At 66.3% G+C, this 13,956-nt stretch carries 15 protein-coding genes; 7 read left to right on the forward strand and 8 right to left on the reverse strand.

What is annotated here, in order from left to right; all coding sequences use genetic code 11:
• Nucleotides 1-26: 26 nt before the first annotated feature.
• From ACO6D5_RS14550 to ACO6D5_RS14570, 5 genes are all read right to left on the reverse strand, one after another.
• On the reverse strand, nucleotides 27-752 hold the full coding sequence (locus tag ACO6D5_RS14550) for an ABC transporter ATP-binding protein (protein WP_485825770.1): 726 nt from the start codon (nucleotides 750-752) through the stop codon (nucleotides 27-29).
• Entirely contained in the window at nucleotides 745-1,500 is a 756-nt protein-coding gene (locus ACO6D5_RS14555; RefSeq protein WP_006225961.1) for an ABC transporter ATP-binding protein, read from the reverse strand. The genes ACO6D5_RS14550 and ACO6D5_RS14555 overlap by 8 nt, the downstream gene beginning before the upstream one ends.
• Nucleotides 1,501-1,603: 103 nt before the next feature.
• Nucleotides 1,604-2,515: a dihydrodipicolinate synthase family protein gene (locus ACO6D5_RS14560; RefSeq protein ID WP_315527795.1), complete on the reverse strand. Its 912-nt coding sequence runs from the start codon at nucleotides 2,513-2,515 to the stop codon at nucleotides 1,604-1,606.
• Between the two features lie 211 nt (nucleotides 2,516-2,726).
• Nucleotides 2,727-3,614, reverse strand: coding sequence for an alpha/beta hydrolase (locus ACO6D5_RS14565; protein ID WP_035213653.1), 888 nt, complete (start codon nucleotides 3,612-3,614; stop codon nucleotides 2,727-2,729).
• 38 nt (nucleotides 3,615-3,652) lie between these two features.
• On the reverse strand, nucleotides 3,653-4,540 hold the full coding sequence (locus ACO6D5_RS14570; RefSeq protein WP_315527794.1) for a LysR substrate-binding domain-containing protein: 888 nt from the start codon (nucleotides 4,538-4,540) through the stop codon (nucleotides 3,653-3,655).
• Nucleotides 4,541-4,636: 96 nt separating this feature from the next.
• On the opposite strand from ACO6D5_RS14570, the gene ACO6D5_RS14575 reads away from it, so the two are divergent.
• Nucleotides 4,637-5,041, forward strand: coding sequence for a CidA/LrgA family protein (locus ACO6D5_RS14575; RefSeq protein WP_315527793.1), 405 nt, complete (start codon nucleotides 4,637-4,639; stop codon nucleotides 5,039-5,041).
• The gene (locus tag ACO6D5_RS14580) at nucleotides 5,031-5,723 is read left to right on the forward strand and encodes an LrgB family protein (protein WP_485825771.1); all 693 of its coding nucleotides are present in this window, start codon (nucleotides 5,031-5,033) and stop codon (nucleotides 5,721-5,723) included. The genes ACO6D5_RS14575 and ACO6D5_RS14580 overlap by 11 nt, the downstream gene beginning before the upstream one ends.
• A 10-nt stretch (nucleotides 5,724-5,733) precedes the next feature.
• Here the strand turns inward: ACO6D5_RS14580 and ACO6D5_RS14585 are convergent, their stop codons facing one another.
• A complete protein-coding gene (locus ACO6D5_RS14585; protein ID WP_485825772.1) occupies nucleotides 5,734-6,378 on the reverse strand; it encodes a LysE family translocator in 645 nt (214 codons plus the stop codon).
• On the reverse strand, nucleotides 6,375-7,295 hold the full coding sequence (locus ACO6D5_RS14590; protein WP_485825773.1) for a DMT family transporter: 921 nt from the start codon (nucleotides 7,293-7,295) through the stop codon (nucleotides 6,375-6,377). The genes ACO6D5_RS14585 and ACO6D5_RS14590 overlap by 4 nt, the downstream gene beginning before the upstream one ends.
• A gap of 218 nt (nucleotides 7,296-7,513) precedes the next feature.
• Here ACO6D5_RS14590 and ACO6D5_RS14595 point away from each other — a divergent pair, with 218 nt between their 5' ends.
• From ACO6D5_RS14595 to fusA, 4 genes are all read left to right on the forward strand, one after another.
• Nucleotides 7,514-8,929, forward strand: a complete 1,416-nt coding sequence (locus ACO6D5_RS14595) for an aminotransferase class I/II-fold pyridoxal phosphate-dependent enzyme (RefSeq protein WP_315527945.1) — start codon at nucleotides 7,514-7,516, stop codon at nucleotides 8,927-8,929.
• A gap of 29 nt (nucleotides 8,930-8,958) precedes the next feature.
• Nucleotides 8,959-9,303, forward strand: a complete 345-nt coding sequence (locus ACO6D5_RS14600) for a TIGR01244 family sulfur transferase (RefSeq protein ID WP_315527788.1) — start codon at nucleotides 8,959-8,961, stop codon at nucleotides 9,301-9,303.
• A 99-nt stretch (nucleotides 9,304-9,402) separates the two neighbouring features.
• Nucleotides 9,403-9,867: a universal stress protein gene (locus tag ACO6D5_RS14605; protein WP_315527787.1), complete on the forward strand. Its 465-nt coding sequence runs from the start codon at nucleotides 9,403-9,405 to the stop codon at nucleotides 9,865-9,867.
• Between the two features lie 278 nt (nucleotides 9,868-10,145).
• On the forward strand, nucleotides 10,146-12,257 hold the full coding sequence (fusA, locus tag ACO6D5_RS14610; protein WP_315527783.1) for an elongation factor G: 2,112 nt from the start codon (nucleotides 10,146-10,148) through the stop codon (nucleotides 12,255-12,257).
• Between the two features lie 15 nt (nucleotides 12,258-12,272).
• Here fusA and ACO6D5_RS14615 read toward each other — a convergent pair whose 3' ends face one another.
• Nucleotides 12,273-13,229 carry a DMT family transporter gene (locus ACO6D5_RS14615; protein ID WP_315527780.1) on the reverse strand — a complete coding sequence of 319 codons (957 nt, stop codon included), beginning with the start codon at nucleotides 13,227-13,229 and terminating at the stop codon, nucleotides 12,273-12,275.
• Between the two features lie 244 nt (nucleotides 13,230-13,473).
• Between ACO6D5_RS14615 and ACO6D5_RS14620 the strand changes: the two genes are divergently transcribed.
• On the forward strand, nucleotides 13,474-13,944 hold the full coding sequence (locus tag ACO6D5_RS14620; RefSeq protein WP_006225974.1) for an Lrp/AsnC family transcriptional regulator: 471 nt from the start codon (nucleotides 13,474-13,476) through the stop codon (nucleotides 13,942-13,944).
• Nucleotides 13,945-13,956: the final 12 nt, after the last annotated feature.

Genomic DNA, 13,956 nt, shown 5'->3' on the forward strand with positions numbered 1-13,956 from the left:
CGGTCGGAAGGAATACAGCGGGGACATCAAATGCCGAGCAACGCGTTCAGCCTGTCCTGCGACTGCTGGACCTCGGCGCGGTCGATCACGGCGACCACCTGGCCGTGTTCGATGACGTAGTGGCGGTCAGCCAGATGCTGGGCGAAGCGGAAGTTCTGTTCGACCAGCACGGTGGTGTAGCCGCGCTCTTTCAACTGCCGGATCACGCGGCCCAGCGATTGCACGATGACAGGGGCCAGGCCTTCGGTGATTTCGTCCAGCAGCAGCAAGCGGGCGCCGGTGCGCAGGATGCGCGCCATCGCCAGCATCTGCTGCTCGCCGCCTGAGAGCCGCGTGCCGGGGCTGTGCGCGCGCTCTTTCAGGTTTGGGAACATCGTGTAGATCTCTTCCACCGACATGCCGCTTGGGCCCACCGAGGGCAGCAGCATGAGGTTTTCCTCGGCGCTCAACGACGCGTAGATGCCGCGCTCCTCGGGGCAATAGCCGATGCCCCGGCGCGCGATCTTGTGGGTGGGCATGCCCACCGTTTCCTGTCCCTGGACCTTGATGGAGCCGCTGCGGCGGCCCACCAGCCCCAGGATGGATTTCAATGTCGAGCTGCGGCCCGCGCCGTTTCGGCCCAGCAGCGTCACGCATTCGCCAGGCTTCACGTCCAGGTCGATGCCGTGCAAGATGTGCGATTCGCCGTACCACGCGTGCAGGTTGCGGATTTCCAGCAGGTTCGCGGACGCGCCGGCCGGGGCTTCACTCATCTTCGGCTCCCATGTAGGCTTCGCGCACCGCGGGGTTTTCCGACACGGTCGCGTAGGGACCTTCAGCCAGGATCTCGCCACGCTGCAAGACGGTGATGGTGTCGGAGATGTCCGCCACCACTTTCATGTTGTGTTCGACCATCAGGATCGTGCGGCCCGCGGATACTTGCTTGATCAGGTGCTTGACCCGGTCCACGTCTTCGTGGCCCATGCCCTGCGTGGGTTCGTCCAGCAACAGCAGTTCGGGCTCCAGCGCCAGCGTGGTTGCGATTTCCAGGGTGCGCTTGCGGCCGTAGGGCAGGTCGCCCGCCGCCACGTCCAGATGGGTGCGCAGGCCCACCTGATCCAGCAGTTCCTCGACGCGGTGGTGCAGGCTTTCCAGCGTGCGCTCCGATCGCCAGAAGCAATAGTCCACGCCCAGCTTGCGTTGCAAGGCCACGCGCACGTTTTCGCGCACCGACAGTTGCGGAAATACGGCGGATATCTGAAACGAGCGCACGATGCCGCGGCGCGCGGTCTGCGCCGGGCGTTCCTGCGTGATGTCCACGCCGTCGTACAGGATCTCTCCGCGCGTCGGGATGTGGAACTTGGTCAGCAGGTTGAAGAAGGTGGTCTTGCCCGCGCCATTGGGGCCGATCAGCGCATGGATGGCGCCGCGCCGCACGCTCAGGTCGACGTTGTTGACCGCCACGAAGCCGCGGAATTCCTTGGTCAGGCCCCGGGTCTGAAGGATGATGTCGCTTTGCATGTTGTCCGATAGGCGTGCTTGGGGACAGGCGCCTCCGCGCGCGGCGGTTTTGCCGCGCGGCGGAGGGTTCGTGCTGCGGGGTGCTGCGTCCGGGAACGGGCGCTTACGTCGACTGGTATTGCTTGGGACGCTTGGCCAGCGAGGCCTGGATGATGGCCGTGCAACGTTCGCGCTCAGCGCCGACCAGCGGCAGGCGCGGGCGGCGCACATGCTCGTTGCCGACACCGGCCAGCGTTTCGGCCAGCTTGATGTTCTGCACCAGCTTGGTGGAAACATCCAGGTGCAAGAGCGGCGTGAACCATTGATAGAGGGCCAGCGCTTCTTGCCATTTGCCGGCCTTCATCAGGTCGTACAGCGCCACAGTCTCACGCGGGAAGGCGGTGACCAGACCGGCGAGCAACCCGTCCGCACCCAGCGCCAGCGCTTCGAACGACAGGTCGTCCACGCCGATGAACAGCTGGTAGCGCGTGCCCAGCGCATTGCGCAGGTCGGTCAGGCGGCGCACGTCGTCGCTGCTTTCCTTGATGGCGACCAGCCACGGGCAGTCGGCCAGTTCGACCATGTGCTCGGTCTTCAGGTCCACGCGATAGGCGACCGGGTTGTTGTAGATCATGCAGGGTTTTTGCGCCGCTTCTGCCATGGTGCGGATGCTCTGCATCGCTTCGCGCGCGTCCGCCACGTAGATCAGCGACGGCATCAGCATGAAGCCGTCCACGCCGATGTCGACGGCGGCCTTGATGAAGCGCAGCGCTTCGCGGGTGCTGGTTTCCGACACGTTGGCCAGCACCGGGATGCGCCCGGCGCTGACTTGCACCGCGCACCGCGTGACCTCGAGCTTTTCTTCCAGCGTCAGGGTGCTGGCTTCGCCCAGCGAGCCGCAGGTGACCAGGCCGTGGACCCCGTTGTCGATCAGGAAGCCGAAGTGCTTGCGCATCGCTTCGAAGTCGAGGGTTTCGTCGGCGTGGAATTTACTGGTGACGGCAGGAAATACGCCCTGCCAACGCACGTTGTTCAACTGGCTTCTCCTCAAGATGCCGTCGCTTCAATGGCGGAGCGGCGAGCAGGAGAAAGTCTAATATTCGTTAAATATATTTAATAGATATTTTTAGTTGGGAATTTCCCGAGATCGGGTTTTCCCGGCGAGTCGGCATGAATGGGGCGGGAAAGAGACGGGGCGGACAAGAAAACGCCCCGCGCGAGGGGCGGGGCGGCGGGGGCGGTTGGCGTCAGCCCGCTTTGCGCGTGTAGGCCCGGGTGGCGTCCTGCATGAACGTCTTGACCGCGGCGTCGTACTGCGGACCGCTGCGGAAGGCGCCCGAGTGCGAGGCGCCTTCGATCTTCACCAGCCGCTTCAGGTCCGGCGCCACGTTGCGCGCGGCGGCGAACAGTTCGTCGCTCATTGTGTGCGGCACCACGCGATCGGCCGTGCCGTGCATGAACAGCATGGGCGTGTGCATGCGGGCCAGCTTGTCCACCGAATCGAACGGCTGCGTGACCAGCAGGCCGGCCCCGGGCACCTTGCCCCAGCGCAGGGTCCCCAGCATGGCGCCGATGCTGGTGAAGCTGGATTCCACGATCAGGCCCGCGAATTCGGGCTGCTCGGGCCGGGCGGCCAGGTCGATGGCGATGGCGCCGCCCAGGCTGTGCCCATAGACGAAGCGGCGCGCGGGGTCGGGTTGCAGCCGGGCCAGTTCCTTCAAGCCGGCCATTGCGTCTTCCAGCGCGCTCTCTTCCGAGGGCAGGCGAGGCGTCGAGGCGCCGAAGCCGCGGTAGTCGATGGCCAGCACCGAATAACCCATCCGCGTCCAGCCGTCGATGCGGAAGGCGCTGCCGTTCAGGTTCCAGCGCGCGCCATGCAGGTACAGCACCGTGGGCGCGCCCGCCTTGGGGCTTTGCCAGTACCAGGCGCGCACCTTGTCGCCGTTAGCCAGCGCCAGATCGTAGACCTCGGTGCCGGCGGCGGGTTCGCGCCACCAGGTCTGCGGTTCGGATTGGGGCGAGAAGATCGTCTGGCGTTGCCAGGAGTCCAGCTGCGAGCAGCCCACCACGCTGGCGGCGGCAAGCAGGGCGGCGACGAAAAGCCGGCGGGCGGAGAGTCGGGGCAAGGCGGGCATGACAACTATGACCCTGTCGGGCCGGTTGGGTTCCGGCATCAGGATACTCCGGGATGCACCTCCCGCGTGAGCGCCAGCCACGCCTGCGCCGCATGCGACAGGTAGCCGCCGCGCCGCCAGACCAGCACCATTTCCCAATCGGTGCCGGGGTCGCGCAGCGGCACGCGGCAGACGCCGGCAGGCAGGGCGTCCTGCGCCTTTAGCCGCGGCAGGAAGGCCACGCCCAGCCCGGCGGCCACCAGCGCCACGATGAAATCGATCTGGCCGCTGCGGGCGGCGATGGCCGGGGTGAAGCCCGCGCGCTGGCAGGCGTCATGGATGATGCGGTTCAGGGCGAAGCCGGTCTCGAACAGGATGAAGGGCGATTCGCGCAGATCGGCCAGTCCCACGGACTCGGCATGCGCGAACGGGTGGTCGGCGGGCAACAACGCCATCAGCGGCTCGCGCGCCACAGGCTGCCATGCCACGTTGTCGGGTACGGGCTGCAGCGACGCCGCCAACTCGATTTCGCCGGCCATCACCATTTCCTCAAGGCGGCGGCTGCCGTGCTCCACCAGGCTGATCTCGATCTGCGGATAGCGGCTGCGAAAGCGGGCGAACATCGGCGCAAACAGCGAACTGCTGCCCAGCGGCGGCAATCCCAGGCGCAGGACGCCGCGCTTGAGGCCCTTTAAGTCGTCCAGTTCGGCGTACAGGTCGTCGCGTTCGGCCAACATCGCGACGGCGCGCCGGTAGACGATTTCGCCCGCCTCCGTCAGGCGGACGGGCTGCGCGTGGCGGTCCAGCAACGGCATGCCAAGCTCGTCTTCCAACTGGCGCACGGCCTTGCTGACCGTGGGCTGCGTCGCGTAGATGGTTTTGGCGGCCTGGGAAAAACCGCCTTGGCGGATCACTTCCACCAAGGCGCGCAAGGGGCGCAAGTCCATGGGTATGCCTATATGGAATAAGTTGAATTCTTCGAATTCATTTTATCTATGGGACGCGCGGGCGTAAAACATCAGCTTGTCGCTGGAACCCGTCTGATGTCTCGCCCTCGTACCGCCCTCGTCTTGCGCCTTGCGCTGCGCCGCAGCCGCTTGCTGCAAATCGCCCTGATCGTCCTGTTCGCCCTGCTGGGCCAAGCCCTGGCCAATGCTTTCGGCCTGCCCATCCCCGGCGGCGTCATCGGCATGGCCCTGGTGCTGGCGTTGCTGGCGACGCGCCGGTTGCGCGTGCGCAACGTCCATCGGGGGGCGAGCTGGCTGCTGGGTGAAATGCTGCTGTTCTTCGTGCCCGCCGTCATGTCGCTGCTGGACCACCGCGAGTTCCTCGGAATGCTGGGCGTGAAGCTTCTGGTCGTGATCGTGCTGGGCACCGCCCTGGTCATGACCGGCACCGCACTCACCATCGAGCTCTGCTATCGCTGGATGAACCGCCATGCCGCTTGAATTCAACCAGGTCTTCTGGCCGGCGGCCACGGTCGCGGCCTACGTCTGTGCGCGCCTGTTCTACCGCCGCCATGCGTACTGGTGGACGTCGACCCTGGTCGTGGCGCCCGCGCTGCTGCTGGCCTTGGCGCTCGTCCTGCACACCGGGTATCGGGACTACATGGCCGGCTCGCATTGGCTGATGGCGATGCTGGGGCCGGTCATCGTGGCCTTCGCCTTGCCGCTGTACGAGCAGCGCGCGCTGATCCGGCGCTATTGGCCGGTGCTGGCGGCTGGAGTGGCGGTGGGCAGCCTGATCGCCGGCGTCAGCGCCTGGATGCTGGGCAGCTTGCTCGACCTGCCGCCGGACCTGCGGCTGAGCCTGCTGCCGCGGTCGGTCGCCACGCCCTTCGCGGTGGCGGTGTCGTCGCACGTGGGCGGCGTGCCGGACCTGACTGCGGTGTTCGTGATCGTGACCGGCGTGTTCGGCGCGGCCATCGGCCAACTGATGCGGCGCTGGTTGCCGTTGCGATCGGCGCTGGCGCGCGGCGCGCTGTTCGGCATGGGCGCCCATGGCGCCGGTACGGCAAAGGCCCGCGAACTGGCGGCCGAAGAGGGCGCCGTCGCGGGCCTGGTGATGGTGATGGCGGGATTGTTCAATGTGCTGGTGACCCCCGCCGTCGTCGTCGGCCTGCTGGCCTGACGCGCAGGCGTCAGTGCAGGAGTTCCAGCGCGACCGGGTACAGGGACGCCACCAGCAGCAACGCCATGCCCACATTGAAGGCACGCACCGCCCAGGGCTTGTGCAGCACCCGGCGCAGCGCGGTGCCGAAGGTCACCCAGACGCCGATGCTGGGCAGGTTGACGATGCCGCACACCAGCGTGGCGATCACCAGGTTGGCGAAGAAGCCGTTCTGCGGCGTGTAGGTCGCCACCACGCCCACGGCCATCACCCACGCCTTGGGATTGACCCACTGGAACGCCGCGGCCTGCAGGAACGTGAAGGGCTTGCCGCGCGCGTCGCCGTCTTCCATGCCGCCCGAATTGGCGATCTTCCAGGCCAGGTAAAGGAGGTATGCGGCGCCGGCGTACTTCAGCACCGTGTACAGCTCGGGCACTTGCTGGAACACCGAACCCAGCCCGATGCCCACCAGGAAGATCATCAGCGTGAAACCCAGGTTCACGCCCAGCAGATGCGGCAGGCTGCGGCGGAAACCGAAGTTCAGGCCGGACGACGCCAGCATGACGTTGTTGGGTCCTGGCGTGATCGAGCTGACCAGCGCGAATAGCGCCAGGGGGCCCAACAGCGATGCGGAAGCCAAGGGCACGTCGGCCCAGTTGGTAGGGAGCAGATTCATTTTTTGGTCCTGACAATGGCACGGCGTCCGCCGGCGATAACGGCGATCACGGCAGCGGCGAAGACGAATGTCGACGGCTCCACGGATTCGCCAAACAACACTGCCGCCGCCACGACCGTCAAGAAGGGCTGCAGCAACTGCACTTGTCCCACACGGGCAATGCCGCCCACGGCCAGGCCGCGGTACCAGGCGAAGAACCCCAGGAACATCGAACCGAACGCCAGGTAGGCGCAGGCGGAAACGACCGTGGCGCTGGGCCAGTGGGCCTGTGCGGCCATCCAGCCGACTGGCGCCACCACGACCGGCGCGCTGATCGCCAGCGCCCAGCAAATGGTGCGCGAGCCCCCCAGCGTGCGCGCCGCGCGGGCGCCTTCCGCATAGCCCATGCCGCCCAGCACCACCGCCACCAGCAGCCACAGATCGCCTGTGGACAGCGTGCCGTGGCCCTGACGCAAGGCAAAGGTCGTGACCAGCGCGGCGCCCACTACCGCCCAGCCCCAGAACGAGGCCGAGGGGCGTTCGCCGCTGCGCAGCGCTGCGAATGCTGCCGTCGATAGCGGCAGCAAGCCGTTGAACACCGCGCCGTGCGAGGACGACACGCTTTGCATCGCCAGCGTGGAGGCCAGCGGCCAGCCCACGACGATGCCCAGCGCGGCCAGGATGACCCCGGGCCATTCCTGGCGGTTCGGCCGCCGGCTGCGCGTCAGCCACAGCAGCGCGATCGCCGGCACCGCCGCCACCAGGGCCCGTCCCAACCCGACCAGCAGCGGCGCCAGTTCCGAGACGGCCAGCCGCGTCATCGGCAGCGTCCGGGAAAAGACCAGTACACCCAGGAAGCCGTAGCCGTAGCCCTCCCAGACGGAGGGGGGAGCGAGGGGCGCCGCCTGGGGTGACGGATAAAGCGTGGATCGGGTCATGACAGCTGCCGGGGAAAGTATGACGGGGATGAAATTGTTGCGGGGCGGGTAATGCCCGCAGTTGCGGGCTTTCCGTATTGCTGTCACTCTACGCATAGTTATCGGTACAGTACCGGTACACTTAGGCATATCACTTTAATCACTGGCCTGGTCGAATCCCCATGACAGTTGCTTCCGCTTCCGCTTCCGCTTCCGCGCCGTCCATGCCCTGGCAGCCCGTGCGCCAGGCCGACGCCTCCCTGGTGACGCAGTTGGCCGATGGGCTGGCCCGTCGCATCGACGAACAGGGCCTGCGGCCCGGCACCCGATTGCCTTCCATCCGCAAGATGGCCGAACAGTCGGGCGTCAGCCGCTTCACGGTCGTCGAAGCGTATGACCGGCTGGTGGCGCGTGGCCTGGTGCAGTCGCGCCGCGGCGCGGGCTTTTTCGTGCGGGCGCGCAGCGGCCCGCTGGCGGCCGTGGCTACCGCGCCCGCCACCACGCTGGCACCGCCCGCCCGCGTGGACATCGCCTGGCTGCTGCGCAGCATGTTCCGCGAAACCAACGCGCCGGGCATGCCGGGCGGAGCCGGCCTGCTGCCGGCCGAATGGCTCGACCCGGACATGGTGGCCAGCGCCGTGCGCGCAGTGGGCCGCTCGGTGCGCGCCAACCTCGTCAGCTACGGCCATCCGCAGGGCTTTGCGCCCCTGCGCCAGCAGATCGCCGCGTCGTTGCAGAACGATGGCGTGCCGGCGCATCCGGAACTGAACCTGCTGACTACCAACGGCGTGACCCATGGCCTGGACCTGATCGCGCGCCACCTGGTCAAACCGGGCGACACCGTGCTGGTCGAAGACCCGGCCTGGTTCGTCATTTTCGGCCGCCTGGCCGCATTCGGCGCACGGCTGATCGGCGTGCCTCGCGGGCCCGACGGCCCCGACATCGCCATGCTGGAACGCATGGCGGCCGAGCACAAGCCCAAGCTCTTCATCATCAACAGCGCCGTGCACAACCCGACCGGCCACACGCTGTCGGCCGGCGTGGCCTACGACATCCTGCGGATCGCCGAGCGCCACGATTTCATGGTGGTCGAAGACGACACCTATGGCGAACTGCATCCCGGGGGCGCCATGAAGCTGGCGGTGCTGGATCGGCTGAACCGCGTGATCCTGGTCAGCGGCTATTCCAAGATGCTGGCCGCCAGCCTGCGCGTGGGCTATGTGGCCGCCAACCCCGACATCCTGCAAAAGCTGGCCGACCTGAAAATGCTGGCCGGGCTGACGTCGCCCGAACTGGGCGAACGCGTCGTCCACCGCGTGCTGATGGAAGGGCAGTACCGGCGCCACATCGAGCGCGTGCGCGCCCGCGTGGACGACGCGCGCCAGCGGTGCCTGAAAGGGCTGTTGAAGCTGGGACTGACGGTGCACCACGAACCCAACGCGGGCATGTTCGTCTGGGCCGATTGCGGGCGTGACACTGAAGTGCTGGCGCGCGAAGCCGCCGACCGGGGCATGCTGCTGGCGCCCGGCACGCTGTTTTCACCGTCCCAGGCTCCCTCGACCATGCTGCGGTTCTCGGTCTCGATCGCGGACGATCGCGGCGTCTGGACAGAATTGGAAAAACTCTTCGCGCAAAACGGCTCCTACAATCAATAATATGCAGCTGTCTATCTGAAGGAACCGCCATGTCCGCACCCATCAAACCCCTGACCGAAAACTTTGCCGTCGCGCCTCAACTGGGTCCCGACGACATGGCCGATGTCGCCGCCGCCGGCTACAAGAGCGTGATCATCAACCGCCCCGATTTCGAAGGCGGCCCGGACCAGCCCACCGCTGCCGACGTGTCCAGGGCCGCGGCCGCTGCCGGCCTGGCGGTCGAATACCAGCCCGTGGTGGGCAGCGCCATGACCGTGTCCGACGTGGTGCGCTTCGCCGAACTGCTCAAGACCCTGCCGGGCCCCGTGCTGGCCTACTGCCGCACCGGCACCCGCTGCACCAATCTGTTCGCCGCCGCCCAGCAATTGGGCTGACCCGGCGCTTGACGCGCATCAAGCCCGCCCGGTTCCCTTGATGTGAACCTGGCGGCTTTCCGGTAGCATAAAGATTCCTCTCAAACAGGAGCAGGCAAGATGTTCAAGAAGATCCTGATTCCCACCGACGGTTCGCCGCTGTCGGCCCAAGCCGCCAACGCGGGCATTACCTTCGCACGTTCCGTCGGCGCCGAAGTCGTCGCCCTTTATGTGACGCAGCCTTTTGCGGCCACGATCGGCTTTGACGGCATGGCCGCGGCCTACGCCATCACCGATGAGGACTACGAAAAGGCCTCGGCCGAGCAAGCCGACAAGTACCTGAAACAGATCACCGACCGCGCCGACACCGCCGGCGTCAAGTCCGAAGCGCGCGCCGTGTCCAACTTCAACGTGGCTGACGGCATCGTTCAGGCCGCCACCGACGCCGGTTGCGACCTGATCTTCATCGGCAGCCACGGCCGCAGCGGCCTGTCGCGCCTGCTGCTGGGCAGCGTCACCGCCAAGGTGCTGTCGCTGGCCAGCACCGCCGTGCTGGTGTATCGCGTCAAGGAAGAAAAGAAGTAAGCGCCGCTCCGCCCGGCACTATGCCGGCGCATGCGCCGCAAGGCCCCTCCGTCGCGAGGGGCTTTTTTTTGCCTATTCCCTATCGCGGCCATGAATTTCTTTTTCCGCTCCGCCGCCGATTGGTTCTTGTATCTTGCCGCGCGGCGCGTAATATTTACGCATCAGCGCGGGCGCGGTTACGCATTCCCCCAAGTACCACACGCGGCATGGCGCCCGCCGCGGCAGCGCCCGGTCGGGCTTGCCGTACGTGCACAGTGGTTCACTGCAAGGAAGAGGCCATGACTCGCAAGACGCGTATCGAGCTTTACCGCAATATCGGCATCAGCGCCCATATCGACGCGGGCAAAACGACGACCACCGAGCGCATCCTCTTCTATACCGGCATCACCCACAAGATCGGCGAAGTCCATGACGGCGCCGCCGTGATGGACTGGATGGAGCAAGAGCAGGAACGCGGCATCACCATCACGTCGGCCGCCACCACCGCCTTCTGGAAGGGCATGGCGGGCAACTACCCCGAACACCGCATCAACATCATCGACACGCCCGGGCACGTGGACTTCACCATCGAAGTCGAACGGTCCATGCGCGTGCTGGACGGCGCCGTCATGGTCTATGACGCAGTGGGCGGCGTGCAGCCGCAGTCCGAAACCGTCTGGCGGCAAGCCAACAAGTACAAGGTGCCGCGCCTGGCGTTCGTCAACAAGATGGACCGCGTAGGCGCGGACTTCCTGCGCGTGCAGCGCCAGATCGCCGAACGCCTGAAGGGCGACGCCGTGCCCATCCAGCTGCCGGTCGGCGCCGAGGACCATTTCGAGGGCGTGATCGACCTGGTCAAGATGAAAGCCATCCTCTGGGACGACGCCAGCCAGGGCGTGAAATTCAAGTACGAAGACATCCCCGCGTCCCTGCAGGACGAGGCGCAGAAGTGGCACGACAAAATGGTGGAAAAGGCCGCCGAGGCCAACGAGACCCTGCTTGAAAAGTACCTGTCGGGCGAGACCCTGACCGAAGACGAAATCAAGCTGGGCTTGCGCATACGCACCGTCGCCAACGAGATCGTGCCCATGCTGTGCGGCAGCGCCTTCAAGAACAAGGGCGTGCAGGCGATGCTGGACGCCGTCATCGACTACATGCCGTCGCCGCTGGACGTGCCCGCCATCAAGGGGCACGACGAGCGCGACCGCGAAATCGAACGCCATCCGGCCGACAACGAGCCGTTCTCGGCGCTGGCCTTCAAGATCATGACGGACCCCTTCGTCGGGCAGCTGGTGTTCTTCCGCGTGTATTCCGGCGTGGTGAAGTCCGGCGACTCGGTCTTCAACCCCATCAAGGGCAAGAAGGAACGGCTGGGCCGCATCCTGCAGATGCACGCCAACGAACGGCGCGAGATCACCGAGGTGTACGCCGGCGACATCGCCGCGGCGGTCGGCATCAAGGACGTCACCACCGGTGACACCCTGTCGGATCCGGCGCACGTCATCATCCTGGAACGCATGGTCTTCCCCGAGCCCGTGATTTCCCAGGCGGTGGAACCCAAGACCAAGGCCGACCAGGAAAAGATGGGCATCGCGCTGAACCGCCTGGCGCAAGAGGACCCGTCGTTCCGCGTGCGCACCGACGAGGAATCCGGCCAGACCATCATCTCGGGCATGGGCGAGCTGCACCTGGAAATCCTGGTCGACCGCATGAAGCGCGAGTTCAACGTCGAGGCCACCGTCGGCAAGCCGCAAGTGGCCTACCGCGAAACCATCCGCAAGGCCTGCAACGAGGTCGAAGGCAAGTTCGTCAAACAGTCGGGCGGGCGCGGCCAGTACGGCCACGTGGTGTTGAAGCTGGAACCGCAAGAGCCGGGCAAGGGCTATGAGTTCGTTGACGCCATCAAGGGCGGCGTGGTGCCGCGCGAATTCATCCCGGCGGTCGACAAGGGCATCCGCGAATCGCTGAATGCCGGCGTGTTGGCGGGCTACCCGGTCGTGGATGTGAAGGCGACCCTGTTCTTCGGTTCGTACCACGACGTGGACTCCAACGAAAACGCTTTCAAGATGGCGGGTTCGATGGCGTTCAAGGAGGGCATGCGCCGCGCCGATCCGGTCTTGCTCGAGCCGATGATGCAGGTCGAAGTCGAGACACCCGAAGACTTCACCGGCAACGTGATGGGCGACTTGTCGTCACGGCGCGGCATGGTGCAGGGCATGGAAGACATCGCGGGGGGCGGCGGCAAGGTCGTGCGCGCCGAAGTGCCGCTGGCCGAAATGTTCGGCTATTCGACGTCGCTGCGCTCGCTGACGCAGGGGCGCGCGACCTACACGATGGAGTTCAAGCACTACGCCGAAGCGCCGCGCCAGGTGGCGCAGGAGGTCATCGCGGCCCAAGGCGCGGGCCGCTGACCCTGCTTGCGGGGTTCAGGCCGGGGCGGCCACGGTGGCTGCCCCCGCCCGCATGCGCGAAGACGCCATCTTCACGCCCATCAGGATCATCACGAAGCCGTAGGCGTGGAACAGTTGCGGCGTCTCGCCCAGCAAGGGCCACGCCAGCAAAGCGGCATACACCGGCACCAGGAACATGGATAGCCCCGCAGTGGCGGGACCGGCCTGGCTGATCAGCCGGCCATACACGTAATAGGCGCCCAGGCTGGGCACCACCGCCAGGAACAGCAGCACGGCCGCCAAGCGCGGGTCCGTCCACGGCGGCGTGGCGCCAGCCGCGGCTTCGATGCCGGCAAACGGCGCCAGCGCCAGGACGCCGCCCAGCATCATCGTGGCCAGCCGGGCGCTGTCCGGTACGGCGGGCAGAGTCAGGCGTTTCTGCAAGACGGTATAGAACGCCCAGCCGGTCGCGGCCAGCAGTACCCACAGGTCGCCCTGGCCGAACGCCAACCGGCTCAGAGCCTGGAGATCGCCGCGCGACAGCACGACCAGCACGCCGCCCAGCGCCAGGCCCAAGCCAGCCGCCCGCAGCGCGGACAGCGGCTTGCGCCAGATCAGCGCTTCCAGCAAGGCCACCAGGATGGGGCTGCATGAAAAGATCAGCGCGATATTGGTGGCGCTGGTGGTCTGCGCGCCGATGTATTGCGGCGCCACCGCCACGCCCATGCCCAGCACCGCCAGCGGCAACAGGGCGGGCAAGCCGCGCCACAAGGCGCGGCGGTGTGCGCGCAGGGCGGGCGCCGCCAGTGGCAGCAAGATCAGCAAGGCCAGCAGCCAGCGGCCGAAGGCAAGGAAAACAGGGGGAAGGCTAGCGTCGTGCGCCCAGCGGGCGGCGACCATATTCGATGCGAATAACGCCGGGGCGGTCAGGAGCATGGCGGTGCCGGACAGGCCCAGACCGGTTCTTGCAGGTAGTGCTGCTGCGTGAGACATGGTTTCCAGCCGCGCGGATCGGCGCGCGGGTTGCTGCGTTGGAACTGCCGGCGCGCGCGCCGGGTTGTGCCGCGGTGCATGCGCCGAAATCCGACGGGCGGGGTAGGGCCCGTCTTGCTGGAAAGTCTACGGCCGAGGGAACAAAATAGGTTTCCTGATTCACGCCGAATTCACGGGTATAGGAAAATATTTATCTTGTAGAATCGATTTTTACAGGGATATTCTCTTAATGGGCTCGCCTGCCATGTCCGCCACCCCGAAAATCGATGAAACCGACCGCAAGATCCTGCGCGCCCTGCGCGCCGACGGCCGGCTGACCAACCTGAAGCTTGCCGAGCAGGTGGGGCTGTCGCCCACGCCCTGCTGGAACCGGGTCAAGGCGCTGGAAGAGGCCGGCGTGATCGAAGGCTATGCGGCCTTGCTGAACCAGAAGGCGCTGGGGTTGCCGGATACCGTCATGATCGAAGTGACGCTGGAGCACCACGACGACGAGTCGCTCGCCCGCTTCGGCGAAGAGATCACCCGGCTGCCCGAAGTGGTCGAAGCCTTTCTGGTCACGGGCGAATACGACTACCTGATCAAGGTGGCCGTCGCGGGCACGGAGGGCTACGAGGAATTTCTGCGCAAGCGGCTGTACAAGCTGCGGGGCGTGCGCCACAGCCGATCCACGTTCGTCCTGCGGCGCCTGAAGCACACGCCTTCGGTGGAACCGTAATCGGGTTGGGGC

This window comes from Achromobacter sp., assembly GCF_057314935.1.

Bases quoted from the DNA above. Each gene is read 5' to 3' on its own strand.
- ACO6D5_RS14620 (WP_006225974.1), top strand. From the start codon at position 13,474: ATGTCCGCCACCCCGAAAATCGATGAAACCGACCGCAAGATCCTGCGC.
- ACO6D5_RS14565 (WP_035213653.1), bottom strand. From the start codon at position 3,614: ATGCCCGCCTTGCCCCGACTCTCCGCCCGCCGGCTTTTCGTCGCCGCC.
- ACO6D5_RS14585 (WP_485825772.1), bottom strand. From the start codon at position 6,378: ATGAATCTGCTCCCTACCAACTGGGCCGACGTGCCCTTGGCTTCCGCA.
- ACO6D5_RS14600 (WP_315527788.1), top strand. From the start codon at position 8,959: ATGTCCGCACCCATCAAACCCCTGACCGAAAACTTTGCCGTCGCGCCT.
- ACO6D5_RS14555 (WP_006225961.1), bottom strand. From the start codon at position 1,500: ATGCAAAGCGACATCATCCTTCAGACCCGGGGCCTGACCAAGGAATTC.
- ACO6D5_RS14550 (WP_485825770.1), bottom strand. From the start codon at position 752: ATGAGTGAAGCCCCGGCCGGCGCGTCCGCGAACCTGCTGGAAATCCGC.
- fusA (WP_315527783.1), top strand. From the start codon at position 10,146: ATGACTCGCAAGACGCGTATCGAGCTTTACCGCAATATCGGCATCAGC.
- ACO6D5_RS14570 (WP_315527794.1), bottom strand. From the start codon at position 4,540: ATGGACTTGCGCCCCTTGCGCGCCTTGGTGGAAGTGATCCGCCAAGGC.
- ACO6D5_RS14575 (WP_315527793.1), top strand. From the start codon at position 4,637: ATGTCTCGCCCTCGTACCGCCCTCGTCTTGCGCCTTGCGCTGCGCCGC.
- ACO6D5_RS14580 (WP_485825771.1), top strand. From the start codon at position 5,031: ATGCCGCTTGAATTCAACCAGGTCTTCTGGCCGGCGGCCACGGTCGCG.
- ACO6D5_RS14605 (WP_315527787.1), top strand. From the start codon at position 9,403: ATGTTCAAGAAGATCCTGATTCCCACCGACGGTTCGCCGCTGTCGGCC.
- ACO6D5_RS14590 (WP_485825773.1), bottom strand. From the start codon at position 7,295: ATGACCCGATCCACGCTTTATCCGTCACCCCAGGCGGCGCCCCTCGCT.
- ACO6D5_RS14615 (WP_315527780.1), bottom strand. From the start codon at position 13,229: ATGTCTCACGCAGCAGCACTACCTGCAAGAACCGGTCTGGGCCTGTCC.